The organism is Pseudovibrio sp. JE062 (assembly GCF_000156235.1).
Classification (GTDB): Bacteria; Pseudomonadota; Alphaproteobacteria; order Rhizobiales; family Stappiaceae; genus Pseudovibrio.
Genome location: NZ_DS996810.1, coordinates 337,306 through 352,423, shown reverse-complemented (window position 1 = coordinate 352,423; position 15,118 = coordinate 337,306). Strand labels below are relative to the sequence as shown.

Genomic DNA, 15,118 nt, shown 5'->3' with positions numbered 1-15,118 from the left:
TCTTTGAAATTACAGAGCAGATTTCACACGCTCAGCGACATCAGCCGGAACCCAGCCTGTCCAGATTTCTTCGTTGTTTTTCAGGAACTCAACTGCAGCATCGTCAGTGGTGCCACCGGTGTCCTGCATGTAGGCCAGCGCCTTGGAAACGTCGTTACTGGTAGTCTCATAAGCAGTCAGGAACTCAACCAGTTTAGGCGCTTTCGTATGGAACTCGGTGTTTACAAAGACGTGCGTTGCAGAAAGCGGATACGCAACAGCTTTGGTCACCTTGGACGGGTCAGTCTCAGCAGAGAGCTCATCCCAGACTTCCTTGTTGTATGCAGGCTCTTCCAGCTGGATTAGATCATCAGCAACCTTACCCATCACCCAGGTTGGCCCCCAGTAGTAGAACAGGATCGGCTTCTTACGGCGGATGTTGGATTCAATCGCAGCAGCCAGCGCAGCACCTGTGCCCGGACGGAAGTTCACGAAAGTATCGTTCAGCTTGTAAGCATTCAGCTTCTTGGAGTTGATGACCTCACAACCCCAACCAGCAATACAGTTGTAGAAGCGGCCCTTCTCTGGCTCTTCCGGATCAGAGAACACGTCTTTGAACTTTGGAAGGTCAGCAACGGACTTCAGGCCCTTTGCAGGCGCATCATCACCCTCAACCAAATACTTCGGCACAAACCATGCCTGTGTTGCATCCGGGAAGTTCACGCCAAGATCAACAAACTGCTTCTTTGCCTGACCTTCAGCAAGTGCTTCAGTTACGTTGTCTGGCCAGATTTCCATGGTCACGTCGATATCGCCGCGTGCCATACCGTTCAGAAGCGGAATGGTGGAGCCTGGAATTACGTCAGTCTGGCAACCGTACCCCTTCTCAGCGATGAACTGAGCAACGGAGTTATGAAACGCATTGGAGTCCCAGTCCAAACCAGCAAAAACGATAGGACGGTCCAGTTCACAAACAGGATCTGCAGCTTCTGCTGAAGACACAGCAAAAGGTAGTGCAACTACGCACGCAGCGAGAGCAGATTTAAAATTCAACACGGATGCCTCCAAACAACCAAAACATATTTTTTGTTCGGTCAGAGAGAAAAGCCGCCAAAGACAGCTTGTCGTTCTGGCCGTAATGCTAAGTCAAAAACTCAGCAATTGCAGGACACGCTAGGTTGAGCACATCAACTGCACGATTAAAAATAGATATATTCAAATTTCTGTCAACTTAGACATCTGCTCAAGATATTTTTGCAAAATAAATCAAAAAAGAAATACTTTATAAATACAACGAATATGAAGTTATAAACCTTATATAACGCCTTACTACCACCAATTAAAACGCAAAATAAGAGAAAAAAAATTTACCGAAGCAAAACAACTATTTTAAACTTTCTTTTACAGAAAATTCCCACGGAAAATTCAGGTAATTTCACAGTAAATCCAAATAAAAAAACGGCTCCAAACAGAACCGTTTAATCGCACAAATTACAAAAAGAAAAATACAGAGAAATTCTGCTTTGAATTGCTAATATTGAATGGTCATTCAATAAAAAAATATAAGAGAGAAACTTATAAGAAAAAAGGAAGTTGGCAGCACATGCACACCAACTTCCTTTGTTAAGCCTGCTTAGCTTTGCGTGGCTTCCATAACATCCTCAAGAGACCGCAAACCGGTCTTAGGGGAACATACCAAAACCGACATGTTTCCAGGGGCATGTTGGTTCTTCCACATTTTCATATGAGCCTGCGGAATCTGCTCCCATGAGAATACTTCACTCATGCAAGGGTCGATACGACGATCAATCACGAACTTGTTCGCCTCACTCGCCTGCTTCAGGTGCGCAAAGTGAGAACCCTGAATACGCTTCTGACGCATCCATACGTAACGTGCATCAAAAGTGATGTTAAAGCCGGTCGTACCCGCACAAAACACCACCATACCGCCACGCTTAACCACCAGCGCGGATACTGGGAAAGTCGCTTCACCCGGGTGCTCGAACACCATGTCGACGTCGTTGCCCTTGCCGGTAATCTCCCAGATGGCCTTACCAAACTTACGGGCTTCCTTCGTCCAAGCGTCAAACTCAGGCGAGTTTACCTTCGGCAACTGGCCCCAGCAATTGAAGTCTTTTCGGTTGATGACGGCCTTTGCGCCAAGCGACATCACGTACTCGCGCTTGCTCTCATCCGATATCACCCCGATCGCATTCGCCCCTGCAGCTGCAATCAACTGCACCGCAAACACACCAAGACCACCGGAGGCACCCCAAACCAGAACGTTCTGGCCCGGCTTCAGCTCATGCGGAGCATGGCCAAACAGCATGCGGAAAGCAGTCGCCAATGTCAGCGTGTAACAAGCGCTTTCTTCCCAGGTCAGATGCTTCGGACGATGCATCAACTGCTGAGACTGAACGCGAGCAAACTGCGCAAAGGAACCATCAGGTGTCTCATAACCCCAGATCCGTTGGGAGCTGGAGAACATTGGATCACCACCGTTACATTCCTCATCGTCGCCGTTGTCCTGATTACAGTGAACAACAACTTCATCGCCGACTTTCCAGCGCGTGACCTTGGAACCAACGGCCCATACGATGCCGGAAGCATCAGATCCTGCAATGTGATATGGCAATTTATGAACGTTCAACGGAGAAATCGGCTCTCCAAGAGCAGCCCAAACGCCGTTGTAGTTCACGCCAGCAGCCATCACCAGAATGAGCACTTCGTGGCTGTCCAACTCCCATGTTGGCACCACTTCTTTGACCATTGCTGTATCAGGGGAACCATGACGATCCTGGCGAATGGCCCACGCCCACATGTTCTTTGGAACATGTCCCAGCGGTGGAATTTCACCGATCTCATAAAGGTCCTTGAACTCAGAGCCTCCCTCTGACCCAGCTTCGACAACCCGTGCAACGGAACTCATGATATTCTCCTCCAAGTTTGCGTTGCGCCCTTCCCTCATGAGAGTGAAAGCATGTCCTTCTGCTAACGCTTCCAATCCACTATTTGCTGCAACGCAAAACAATACAACCTGTCAATATCGGCTATTTGGGAATTATCATTACAAAGAACTCACAAAATATATACAACTATTGCTTAACTTGCGAAGAATACTTCTTCTAATGTTGCATTGCACCAACCACTAAAACCTATGCAAAGGTGTGGGCAGAATAGAGATCTTGTCCCTTATAAAATGCAGGGAGGATCAGGGAGGCAATAGACTATGAGTACCGGTTCACCTAAAGGTGCAATTAAAGACCGTCCGTGGATGTTCCGCACATACGCAGGGCACTCAAACGCTGCAGACAGCAACCGGCTCTACCGCACGAACCTGGCGAAGGGGCAGACGGGCCTTTCTATCGCGTTCGATCTCCCGACACAGACAGGCTACGATCCGGACCATCCGCTTTCGCGCGGTGAAGTCGGCAAAGTAGGCGTGCCAGTCTCACATCTCGGTGACATGCGTACGCTCTTCAATGAGATCCCATTGGAGCGCATGAACACCTCCATGACGATCAATGCGACAGCCCCTTGGCTTCTGGCGCTCTACGCGGCTGCCGCAGATGAACAGGGCGCAGACCGCTCTTTGCTTGCAGGCACCACGCAGAATGATCTGATCAAGGAATACCTCTCCCGCGGAACTTACGTCTTCCCACCTGCCCCGTCCATGCGCCTCACAACCGATGTGATATCATGGACATACACGAACATGCCTAAATGGAACCCGATGAACGTGTGTTCCTACCACCTGCAGGAAGCGGGAGCGACGCCCGTGCAGGAACTCTCCTTCGCCCTCGCCACAGCGATCGCCATTCTGGATAATGTCCGCGCTTCTGGCGTGGTTTCCCAAAGCGATTTCCCTAAGCTCGTGGGCCGCATCTCCTTCTTCGTGAACGCAGGCATGCGCTTCATCACCGAGATGTGCAAAATGCGTGCGTTTACAGAGCTCTGGGACGAAATCTGCCGCGAGCGCTACGGCGTTGAGGAAGAGCGTTACCGCCGCTTCCGCTATGGCGTTCAGGTCAACTCTCTGGGCCTGACAGAGCAGCAGCCAGAAAACAACGTCTACCGCATTCTCGTGGAAATGCTCGCCGTTGTGCTTTCCAAGAATGCCCGTGCCCGCGCTGTCCAGCTGCCGGCATGGAACGAAGCCCTTGGCCTGCCACGCCCGTTCGACCAGCAATGGTCCCTGCGCATGCAGCAGATCATGGCCTATGAGACTGACCTGCTGGAATATGCAGATATCTTCGACGGCTCCAAGGAAATTGAAGCCAAAGTCGAACTGCTCAAAGAACAAGCCCGGGAAGAACTCGCTCGCATCGCAGAGATGGGCGGAGCAGTTGCAGCCGTTGAATCCAGCTACATGAAACAGAAGCTTGTGGAGTCCAACTCCAAGCGTTTGGCAGGCATCGAGTCTGGCGACCAGATCGTTGTCGGCGTCAACAAATGGACCGAAACCGAACCTTCACCACTTGCCTCAGATGAAGACGGCGGCATCCTCACCGTGCCTGAACATGTGGAAGAAGAAGCAATCCAGCGCATTCAGGCATGGCGCGAAGAGCGTGATGATAATGCGGTTCAGGCAGCCCTTCAGGAGCTATGCGCTGCGGCCTCATCCGACAACAACATCATGGAAGCCTCCATTAAAGCCGCAAAAGCAGGAGCAACCACAGGCGAATGGGGTGCAGCCCTGCGCGAAGTCTTCGGCGAATACCGCGCACCAACCGGCGTTGGTAAAGCAGCGCCTGATGACAATGAGAATCTCACAGAGGTTCAGCAAAAAGTCACCAATCTCTCCAAGAAACTGGGACGCCGCCTCAAATTCCTAGTCGGCAAACCAGGCTTAGACGGACACTCAAACGGCGCAGAGCAAATCGCGGTACGCGCTCGTGATTGTGGCATGGAAGTCGTCTATGAGGGGATCCGCCTGACACCAGCTCAGATCGTCAACGCAGCATTGGAAGAAGGCGTCCACGTCATCGGTCTTTCCATCCTGTCCGGTTCACATCTGGCACTGGTTCATGATGTACTCGATAAGATGAAGGAGAGCGGTCTGGAAGACATCCCGATCATCCTGGGCGGCATCATTCCTTCCGAAGATGCAGAAGAGTTGAAACAAGCTGGCGTTGCAGCCGTTTACACACCAAAGGACTTCCACCTGACGGAAATCATGTCAGACATCGTCCGCATCGTGGATGAGCAGGTCAACGAAACCGTCTGACCCCAATGTAATCACGCAGGTTGGGCAAGCTGAACAGGCTTCTGCCCAACCAACCGGATGCCAGCAACATCCTTGAACCGCTCTATCATCGCCTCAATAAAAATCTCAGCCTTCCGCGTCATCGCCTCGCGGGATGGATAAACGAGATAGACCGGCTTTTCCTCGCATTGATAATCAGGAAGCAACCGTTGCAGTTGGCCGGTGTCCTCATAATCCTGCATCATAAACAATGGCATGCGCGTAAAACCAACCGAGTTCAAAAGCGCCTGCACCATTACCTGCGGATGCCCAGCGACAAACTCAGAATTTACGCAAACCTCATGCCGTTTCCCGTGCCTGAAGAGCTCCAGAGAATCGACCAGTTTCTCGTTCCTATATTGGATGTAATTCAGCTCTGACAAAGCCTCAGGAATCTGCGGTACACCATGCCTGGCAAGATAGTCCGGACTTGCCGCCATACAGGTCTCAACAATCGCAATTTTTCTGGAAAAACCAGAGGTATCACCCGTTGCACCTGTGCGAATGGCCAGATCAATCCCATCCTCAACAACATCAATGAACTGATCTTCCATCCTGATAGAAACTGAAAGATCCGGATAATCCTTCCGAAGATCAAAGATCAGCGGCGTGATGATATCACCACCCATAGGCTGAGACACAGAAACCACCAGCGATCCGCTCTCTGCTGCCACTTGCTCCTGAACATCCTCAAACATCTGAGCACTCTGGCGCAGCATCTTTTGTGCATGCTCATAAACAATCTTGCCAGCAGCCGTGGGCTTAACACCTTTGTTCGTTCGAAAGACCAGTTCCTGTCCAACCTGCCCTTCCAGCAGGTTCAACTGCTGACTCATCGCAGGCTGACTGATGTGGCGCTGACGAGCACCGCCGCTCAGCGACCCGTTGTCGATGACGCGAACGAAACTCTCCAGTAAATTCAGAAGATCCATGATCTGCCCCATAAGCACTGCTTATATCCAAGATAAGGCTTGGCCCTCTGCACTTCCAGCATCAACCCAACAATATTGCTCCCATCGCTTGTAGATGAGGAGCCTTTCATGACACTTTCACGCCGATCTTTTTTATCCGCAGCCGCCTCTGTTGCAGGCGCAGGCGCAATTGCCCCTGCAATGTCGAGCATCGCATTGGCAGCAGCACCCAAAATTGGCGCACAAGTTCCTGGCATCTATCGTTTCTCGGTAGGAGACATTGAAGTAACGGCAATTCTTGACGGACACTTGGGATTAGATCCGTCATTGGTCGTGGGATTTGACCAGAAGGTAGCGGAAGAAACTCTAAAGCAGAACTTTCGTAGCCCCAATACAGGGGACATGTCTATCTCTGTAAACGGATATCTCATTAATACGGGGGAACATCTTGTCGTTGTCGATACCGGCACTGCCGACTTGATGGGCCCAACTCTGGGCCGCTTCCACCAAAACCTGAAGAACGCAGGATACGATACCGCTGATGTGGACGCAGTTGTTCTGACACATTTGCACATCGACCACATCGGCGGGCTTGTCTCCAAATCAGGAGAAAAACTCTTCCCCAATGCAGAGTTCATCGTTCATGAAGTTGAACACACGTTCTGGAATGACGAAAACACACGCGCACGCTTTCCAAAAGACCTACAGAATTTCGTAGACCTCGCCCAAAACGCTTCCAAGCCTTACGACAACAACAAAACACTCATCAGTAAGGATGGTGAGTTCATCAAGGGACTGGATGCCGTTCTTCTCCCCGGCCACACACCGGGTCACATGGGCATCCGCATTCATTCCAACAATGAGGAAGTGCTGATCTGGGGCGATACCGTTCACTCCTCAGCCCTCCAGTTTGCCAATCCGGACTGGACCATTGCCTTCGACATCGATCAGGACATGGCTCGCAAAACACGTCGGACGATACTGGATCGCGTCTCTGCCGACAGAACTCCGGTGATTGGCATTCACCACGACTTCCCCGGCCTTGGCCACGTCCGCAGAGTTGGTAATGCCTACGCCTATGTCGAAACCAGCTGGCAGCATAAGCTCTGAAAACAAAAGCTCACGAGACACCTCGTGAGCTTTTTCTCATTGAGCTGGCGACAATGGCGTCGCTGGCACCGATGGCGGCGCAATTGGTTGCGCTGGCGTCAGCGGGATAGAGGGCGTGACCGGCGGAGCAATCGGCTGCGCTGGCGTCAGGGGGGCAGCTGGCACTTCAATTGGTCGTGATGGCTGCAACGGATAAGCCGGAATCTCACGCCGTGGATGTGGGTAAGGACGCCAATGCGGATAGCGTGGGTAGATCGGATAACGCCGATAGATAAACGGCAGTCCCACATAAGGCGCTACATAGGGAAGCGTACGGGAGTAATGCGGCCCTTCTACGCCATAACGGATATACCGCGCAGAAACCCACCCCGGAGCACCACGGAAGGTCAGATCACACCATGAGCCATTCTTGGTGCAATAGTTGATGAACACCACACCCCCTGCCGGAATGGTCGTAATCACAGGATACTTGGTTCCCGGTCCCGTTCTCATGTTCACACCAGTTGTCGTGTAACCAGCATGACCACTCTGAGCAAAGGCGGCGTTGGAATAGATGATAACAGCCAGAAGAACGAGGCCAGCCAGCACCCAGGCTATAATCTTCATGATGACCCCTTCCTGTTGCTCTGAACAATCAACGGCCATAAGCCGGACCTCCATAAGAAGGCCCTCCAAATCCCGGCCCAGCGGGAGCACCACCAGCAGGCGGCAAACCAGTTATCGGTGGAGCGGGAGGCAACGGACCGGATGGCCCCGGTAGTGGCGGTGGCAATGAGCCCGGACGCGCCGAACCAGCAGGATAAGCACCGGGAGGCGGATTGAACGATGGATGATCAGCACCCCGATCCGTTGGCAGATACGGCTGCGCCTGCCCTGGCCTCAGGCTATCACCCGGCTCAACGGGCCGATCCAGAGGCTTGATGGGTGGGATGATATTGCTGCGCTCACTGAACTGAACCTGCCGGAAACCCGGATAATCAACGGAACCCGAGCGTGTCGACAAACTGCTGGCACTCACAGATTGAGCCACCATACCCGCTGCAAGACAACAGCCTACAAACATTGCGTATTTCATTTGACCCTGATCCTAACTGCAGGCTGGCCAAAACTTACAGCCAGCATAATTAGGAGAAGAGTGCCACCAAGGGGCTAACAACGTGCCCTGACAAAACATCGGGTTTTAGAAGCAATTTATGTCTTGCTTTGAAGAATATAACGTGAACAAACTCACAGTTCATATCAGTTTTTCTGGCCAGAACCGCACCTAACCCTTAGGTTTAGGCCATGATTCTCCAAAGCAGGTAAGAACGCCCCCATGACGAAGCGCCTCAAAATTGTAACGTGGAACATTAACTCAGTCCGTCTCCGTCTTCCAATCGTCGAGAAAATGTTACTGGACCACGCCCCGGATGTGTTGTGCCTGCAGGAAACAAAATGCCCGGATGGTAGCTTCCCGTCAGCAGCGATCAACAAACTGGGCTACCGCTACGTAGAGGTGCACGGTCAAAAGGGCTACCACGGCGTTGCTCTGCTCTCACGCGTGCCGTTGGAAAACGTTGAACGCAAAGAGTTCTGTGAAATGGGCGACACCCGCCACATCGCAGCTGATGTTGCATTCAATGGCGGCAAGGTCCGCATCCATAACTTCTACGTCCCAGCAGGCGGTGATGTGCCGGACCCAGAGGTCAACGACAAGTTCGCCCACAAGCTCAAGTTCCTTGATGAGATGGAAAGCTGGTTCAAAGGCTTCGACGGCCAGTCCATCGTTGTTGGTGATCTGAACATCGCCCCTTATGAAAACGACGTATGGTCCCACAAACAGCTCATCAAAGTGGTGTCCCATACCCCGCTGGAATGTCAGCGCCTTGAAGATGTGCGCGAAGCTGGCAACTACGTCGACACCATGCGCAAGCACATGCCAATGGATCAGAAGATCTACACCTGGTGGAGCTACCGCGCCAAAGACTGGTCTGCATCTGACAAAGGCCGCCGCCTTGACCACGTCTGGATGACACCAGAAACAGCGCAGCACACCAAAGACGTCCAGATCATGCGTGATGCCCGCGGCTGGGAAAAGCCATCCGACCACGCCCCAGTCATGGCTGTGCTGGAAGCTTAATCTTCCAACACACAATACGATGTGAGTAAGAAGCGGGAGCAACCTCCCGCTTTTTCTGTATCTACGCCTTACGGAATAAGCAGAACTTTGCCCTTGGCTCTGCGACTGGAGATCTCCTCCAGACCTAGAGCGATATCCTCAAACGGATACTCAGCGTGGATATGCGGCTTCAATTTGCCCTCAGCCACCCATTGGAACAGCTGCTCACAATCTTTGTGATGCTCCTCAGGTTCCCGAACCACCGCATCTCCCCAGAACACACCGAGGATGTCACAGCCCTTCAGCAGCGCCAGATTTGCCGGGATCCTCTGAATAGTGCCAGACGCAAACCCAACAACCAGATAGCGTCCGCGCCAACCTGTGGCCCGCAAAGCATCATCCGCATAGTCGCCGCCAATCACATCATAAACGACCTCAAGCCCTTTGCCGTCTGTCAGATCCTTCAGCTTCTGCTTCAATCCACCTTGAGAGTAATCAACCAGCTCATCAGCACCACAAGCTTTTGCATGAGCAAGCTTGTCTTCAGAAGAAGCACAGGCAATCACGCGCGCGCCCATCAGCTTGGCAACCTCAACAGCCGCCTGCCCGGCCCCACCAGAGGCACCCAGCACAGCAACACTTTCGCCCGGCTGCAAATGCGCCCTGCTTCGCAGCCCATGGATTGCCGTACCATACGTGATCAAAAGCCCCGCCGCATGCTTTAGCGAAACGGCATCAGGCACCAGAACCACTTCATCCTCAGGAGCAACATAAAGCTCTCGTGCTGCGCCCCATTTCGCATAGGACGCCACACGATCCCCAACCTTGAAGCGGGTCACACCTTCCCCCACAGCTTCAACAATACCGGCCATCTCACCTGATGGAGAAAACGGAAGCTCTGGCTTGAACTGGTATTTGCCCTGAATGATCAGCGTATCAAAATAGTTGAGTGCCGCTGCCTTCACGCGAACCAACACCTCTCCCGGCCCTGCACTTGGATCTTCCAGTTCCCGGACAACCAGATCACTCGGCCCACCAAGTTTTTCGCAGATAACAGCTTTCATGAAATACAGCCCTCTCTCTTACCCGCAAAATTACACGCGCAATCGCCAAACCTCAAAACCGCCATTGGTGTCACTTTACGATTAAAACACCCCTGAGCCCTCACAGGCTTGCAGGAACACCGCAGTTGGAGGTATGAAGCGCACAACATCAACAACGAGAACAACTGGGCATGCGCGGTTATTTTGCTATTGGCTCTGAAGGGCTTTCCAAATCCATGAATGTTGGCACGCTGATGCGTACAGGTCATGCATTCGGAGCAAGTTACTTTTTTACAGTCGATGCACACATCAAAGGGCTTGGAGCTGCCATGAAGGCCGACACCTCCAAAAGCCCCGACCACCTGCCATACTTTGCCTGGAACTCGGTTGATGAAATGCAGTTCCCACGCGGCTGTAAACTCGTTGGCGTCGAACTCACCGATGATGCGATCGAACTGCCAAGCTTCGGTCATCCGCTGCAAGCAGCCTACATCCTTGGCCCTGAGCGCGGCTCCCTCTCCAAAGAGATGCAGGAACGCTGTGACTACATCGTCAAAATCCCAACCAAGTTCTGCTTGAACGTTGGCGTCGCTGCTGCTCTGGTTTTGTATGACCGCTACATGGCGCACGGAAAATACGCCGAACGCTCGATAACCGCTGGGGCACCTAAAGATCCGCTACTGGAACACGTTCATGGCGCTCCGATCTTCCGAACTGGTCGAAAAGTTCCGGGCTTCGACAGCAACCCCTGAGTGATTCGAGATCAGGTTGCCATTTCTGATATGCATTCTCGAAAGGCAACCTTTAATTCTCACCATGGCAAATGCCTTGCGTAAATTTTTAAGTTATAGCGCTTGGCCCGACACAGCCTCTCCACATTACAAATTCGTAATTCTTAACGGCTCTTTGCTTCGCATTTTCTCTCAATCTGTGAACACTATGTGGAAAGACGCCCATATTTTTTACTGGGTGAAATGCTGCCAATTAATTTGAAAAGACATCGGAAAATCTGAGCTTTTAAAGGCAATTAGCGCTTATTTACTAGCGCGTTAAATACAGCAAATAATCAACTTGCATATCTACTGTCTTCCGTCACTTAAAACGGAAATTCATTAGTGGCTTTACGCTTGATATTATGGCTGTGCATGCCACACTCCCGCCAGATTTCTGTTGCCAGCATTCATGGAGCGGTTCAAAGGCAAATATTTTTTTGCCTCTGTAAAAACAGGGTATCAACCCTTTTGTAACCATCTTTAAAGTAACCCTAACATTAAGTTTTATGGGTTTTCGCACAGAATCTCAGATTTTGTCGTACGCAACGCGGTTTGGAGAAGATGCAAGCACGTATCCTGATAACTGCCTTAATGGCTCTTGGTATCTCGGGCGCGACTGCAAATGCGCAGTCTCCTGCCCTCTTGAAAGAAAACAAGGATTGGGCAACCTACACCTTCAACACCCAGAGCGGTGGCAAGGTGTGTTATGCTATTTCCGCACCAACACAATCACTGCCGACAGATAGAAACCACGGTGAAGTCTTCTTCTTCGTTTCTACCCGTCCAAGTGAAGGCGTATCCAATGAGCCAAGCTTTATAGTGGGTTATCCATTTAAAGAAGGCTCTCTGGTCACGACCAATGTTGATGGTCAGCAGTTCACCATGTTCACCAAAGGTGACGGCGCATGGGTTCAGAACGCTGCGGAAGAGAAGCGTTTGGTTGACGCTATGAAAGCAGGCAGTTCCATGTCTATTTCTGGCGAGTCCGCTCGCGGCACCAAAACTTCCTACAAGTTTTCCTTGAGCGGCATCACTGCTGCTGTAAGGGATGCTACCAGCGCCTGCCAATAAGGCGCTGACACTCAGAATTGTTTGAGAGCATAGAGATCTCTTGCCTGCGCCAGCTTGCCGCCACGCAATTTGAGATCTGGGATTTTCAAACTACGCGATTTCGGCTATAAGCGTGCCGAATACGTAGGCGGTTGCTGCTGGCGACCGCCTCTTCGCATTTTTAGCAGCGAGCAATGGGCACTCATTTCCCGCTTTTTCCTGCTAAACCGTATTGCTGAAGAGTGAGGCACATTCTTCGGGCTTGAATACGCAAAGAACATAAGCTTAAAGCCGAGCATCTAAGAACAACTGGTGAATGACCATGGCGGTATCGTTAGACATCGCGCACAAATCCGCTGATCCGGCGGCGACCAGCGCAGCAAATTCCACTCCTGCAACAGATCCTGTGCAGGAAGAAAAGCCATCCCTTATCGGCCTCAGCCGTGAAGAGTTGGGCAATGCCCTTGCTGCAGTAGGTGTCCCAGAACGTCAGATCCGCATGCGCGTGAACCAGCTGTGGCACTGGCTCTACGTTCGCGGCATCTCTGACTTCAGCAAGATGAGCAACGTCTCCAAAGACCTGCGCACCAAGCTGGACTTCGCATTCACCATCGCCCGTCCGGAAATCGTCACCGAACAGATCTCCGTAGACGGCACCCGCAAATGGCTGTTCCGCTTCCCGTCCCGCGGCGCTGGTAAACCGGTTGAGGTAGAAACCGTCTACATCCCGGAAGAAGACCGTGGAACGCTCTGCATTTCCTCTCAGGTTGGCTGTACCCTCACCTGCACCTTCTGCCACACCGGCACGCAAAAAATGGTTCGCAACCTGACCGCAGAAGAGATCCTCGCACAGCTGATGCTCGCGAAAGACCGTCTCAACGACTTCCCGGATGCAGATGCACCAGAAGGTGGTTTGGACGCATCCACATCCAACCGCCGCCGCATCACCAACATCGTGATGATGGGCATGGGCGAGCCGCTCTACAATTTCGAGAACGTCAAGAAAGCGCTTCTGATCGCTTCAGACGGTGATGGCCTGTCCCTTTCCAAGCGCCGCATCACTCTGTCAACATCTGGCGTAACTCCAGAAATTGCACGCACCGGTGACGAAATCGGCTGTATGCTGGCAATCTCCCTGCACGCAGTGAATGACGAGCTCCGTAACGTACTTGTTCCAATCAACAAGAAGTACAATCTGGAAACGCTGCTTCAGGCATGCCGTGACTATCCGGGCCTGTCCAACGCAAAGCGCATCACCTTCGAATACGTGATGCTGAAAGGCGTCAACGACAGCCTTGAAGATGCGAAGAAGCTTGTACAGCTGCTCAAAGGCATTCCGGCAAAGATCAACCTGCTGCCATTCAACCCATGGCCCGGCTCTCCATATGAGTGCTCCGATTGGGAACAGATCGAAGAGTTTGCAGATGTTGTGAACCGCGCAGGCTACGCTTCCCCAATCCGTACCCCACGTGGCCGCGATATCTTCGCCGCTTGTGGTCAGCTGAAGTCAGCTTCTGAGCGTCTCCGCAAATCAGAGCGTGAAGCTCTTGAGAAAGCGCAGACCCAAGGCGACGCTTAACCACGGCAAAGCAATAACCATTCAAAAGGCCGGTGCTTGAGATAAGCACCGGCCTTTTTCTTTGCGTTCACTCCATGTGCACAGACTTCAGATATCGTGATCCTCAGGACAGATGCGATAACTGGACATCAACCCCATGACCGATAAAGCACATCCATCACAAAAGAACGCCACAACCACAGGCATGAAAGGCAAAGGGTTCTACAATAAGAACTCCGCCACACAACAAGCCACCATCGCCTACGTGTACCCATGGCTACACGAAGCCGTCGGCAACTTGCCAATGCCAACAAATGGATCACCACTCCGATTTATCGATTACGGATGTTCTGAGGGAGCTAATTCCATGCAGATCATGGCTCAGCTCACTGAAGCCACAAGACAGCATGGCACCAATCCTGTTCAGGCAATCCATAGCGATCTGCCCAGCAACGATTACTCCACCCTGCTCGACGCCATCGGTAATCGCACTCAGCCTCCCTACACTGATCCAACTGTCTTTGGCGGCATCGTCGGCGGTTCTATGTTCAACCAGTTGCTCCCTCCCGGCTCTGTGCATCTGGCAACATCTTTCAATGCCACGGTGTTCCTCTCAGAACGCCCGCTGGAACGCTTACCCGACTACGTGATGCCCAACGGCCCAAGCCTCTCAACTGAGAGTGGTTCTATCTCAGCAAAAGATAAGGAAGTCTGCGAGAAACAAGCCGCCCATGATTTGGAAACATTTCTCAAAGCACGTGCAAACGAACTCGAGCCAGGCGGCAAACTCCTGCTGCAAACTGTTGGCAGAAATGAACATGTCTCGACAGCAGACGGGATCGTAAACTTATTCAACCTGTCTCTGCTCGATCACGTTGCCGACGGCTCAATCTCTCAAGACACCTACGAGCGCTACTACCATCCCGTCTACATACGCAGCCTGGAACAGCTTACAGCACCCGTAAAACCTGAGAGTGGCTCGTTATCTCACCTGTTCACCATAGACAAAGCAGAATGCTACGAAACGCCTGTCCCCTTCGTAGAGCAATACAAGCAAGACAACGATGCCTCCGCCTATGCTCGGCAAATGGTGAACTTTTACCGGGCCTTCACCGAAGCTCCCCTCAAAGCAGCCCTCTCGCACCTCCCAAACACCACAGAGCTCCTTGACAGCATCTACACCCGCGGCGAACGCCGCGTCCGCGAAGCCCCCCACCTCTACGACTTCCACTTCATCAGCGTAGCCATGCTGCTGACGAGAACGGAAAGAGGGTGATGTGATCGGCTAGTTGCAAAACCAAGAGCAAACATGTGAGCATTACTAACTCTCGCCATAGTCATGATGAATGGT

General features: G+C 52.0%; 13 protein-coding genes. 7 read left to right on the top strand and 6 right to left on the bottom strand.

Going from position 1 to position 15,118, the window contains the following annotated elements; genetic code table 11:
- Window positions 1-9: 9 nt before the first annotated feature.
- Both PJE062_RS16375 and ccrA read right to left on the bottom strand, forming a co-directional pair.
- Window positions 10-1,035 carry an ABC transporter substrate-binding protein gene (locus PJE062_RS16375; protein ID WP_008550338.1) on the bottom strand — a complete coding sequence of 342 codons (1,026 nt, stop codon included), beginning with the start codon at window positions 1,033-1,035 and terminating at the stop codon, window positions 10-12.
- Window positions 1,036-1,612: 577 nt separating this feature from the next.
- A complete protein-coding gene (gene ccrA / locus PJE062_RS16370) occupies window positions 1,613-2,908 on the bottom strand; it encodes a crotonyl-CoA carboxylase/reductase (protein WP_008550587.1) in 1,296 nt (431 codons plus the stop codon).
- A gap of 300 nt (window positions 2,909-3,208) precedes the next feature.
- On the opposite strand from ccrA, the gene PJE062_RS16365 reads away from it, so the two are divergent.
- Window positions 3,209-5,206, top strand: coding sequence for a protein meaA (locus PJE062_RS16365; protein WP_008550213.1), 1,998 nt, complete (start codon window positions 3,209-3,211; stop codon window positions 5,204-5,206).
- 11 nt (window positions 5,207-5,217) lie between these two features.
- Here the strand turns inward: PJE062_RS16365 and PJE062_RS16360 are convergent, their stop codons facing one another.
- Window positions 5,218-6,156: a LysR family transcriptional regulator gene (locus tag PJE062_RS16360; RefSeq protein ID WP_208982352.1), complete on the bottom strand. Its 939-nt coding sequence runs from the start codon at window positions 6,154-6,156 to the stop codon at window positions 5,218-5,220.
- A gap of 108 nt (window positions 6,157-6,264) precedes the next feature.
- Here PJE062_RS16360 and PJE062_RS16355 point away from each other — a divergent pair, with 108 nt between their 5' ends.
- Complete coding sequence (locus tag PJE062_RS16355; protein ID WP_008550638.1) at window positions 6,265-7,245, top strand: MBL fold metallo-hydrolase; 981 nt, start codon at window positions 6,265-6,267, stop codon at window positions 7,243-7,245.
- A 36-nt stretch (window positions 7,246-7,281) separates the two neighbouring features.
- Here PJE062_RS16355 and PJE062_RS16350 read toward each other — a convergent pair whose 3' ends face one another.
- A complete protein-coding gene (locus PJE062_RS16350) occupies window positions 7,282-7,851 on the bottom strand; it encodes an SH3 domain-containing protein (RefSeq protein WP_208982351.1) in 570 nt (189 codons plus the stop codon).
- 28 nt (window positions 7,852-7,879) lie between these two features.
- Window positions 7,880-8,320: a hypothetical protein gene (locus PJE062_RS26385; RefSeq protein WP_008550576.1), complete on the bottom strand. Its 441-nt coding sequence runs from the start codon at window positions 8,318-8,320 to the stop codon at window positions 7,880-7,882.
- Window positions 8,321-8,560: 240 nt separating this feature from the next.
- On the opposite strand from PJE062_RS26385, the gene xth reads away from it, so the two are divergent.
- Window positions 8,561-9,364 carry an exodeoxyribonuclease III gene (gene xth / locus PJE062_RS16345; protein WP_198136873.1) on the top strand — a complete coding sequence of 268 codons (804 nt, stop codon included), beginning with the start codon at window positions 8,561-8,563 and terminating at the stop codon, window positions 9,362-9,364.
- Window positions 9,365-9,432: 68 nt separating this feature from the next.
- Here the strand turns inward: xth and PJE062_RS16340 are convergent, their stop codons facing one another.
- Window positions 9,433-10,407: an NADPH:quinone oxidoreductase family protein gene (locus PJE062_RS16340; protein ID WP_008550577.1), complete on the bottom strand. Its 975-nt coding sequence runs from the start codon at window positions 10,405-10,407 to the stop codon at window positions 9,433-9,435.
- Between the two features lie 170 nt (window positions 10,408-10,577).
- Here PJE062_RS16340 and PJE062_RS16335 point away from each other — a divergent pair, with 170 nt between their 5' ends.
- The 4 genes from PJE062_RS16335 (at window position 10,578) to PJE062_RS16320 (ending at window position 15,043) form a co-directional block, all read left to right on the top strand.
- Window positions 10,578-11,138: an RNA methyltransferase gene (locus PJE062_RS16335; protein WP_008550159.1), complete on the top strand. Its 561-nt coding sequence runs from the start codon at window positions 10,578-10,580 to the stop codon at window positions 11,136-11,138.
- Window positions 11,139-11,750: 612 nt separating this feature from the next.
- Complete coding sequence (locus PJE062_RS16330) at window positions 11,751-12,230, top strand: invasion associated locus B family protein (RefSeq protein WP_008550537.1); 480 nt, start codon at window positions 11,751-11,753, stop codon at window positions 12,228-12,230.
- 301 nt (window positions 12,231-12,531) lie between these two features.
- Window positions 12,532-13,788 (top strand): 23S rRNA (adenine(2503)-C(2))-methyltransferase RlmN, encoded by a 1,257-nt coding sequence (rlmN, locus tag PJE062_RS16325; protein ID WP_037037405.1) that lies wholly within the window; start codon window positions 12,532-12,534, stop codon window positions 13,786-13,788.
- Between the two features lie 136 nt (window positions 13,789-13,924).
- On the top strand, window positions 13,925-15,043 hold the full coding sequence (locus PJE062_RS16320; RefSeq protein ID WP_008550488.1) for a hypothetical protein: 1,119 nt from the start codon (window positions 13,925-13,927) through the stop codon (window positions 15,041-15,043).
- Window positions 15,044-15,118 lie beyond the last annotated feature (75 nt).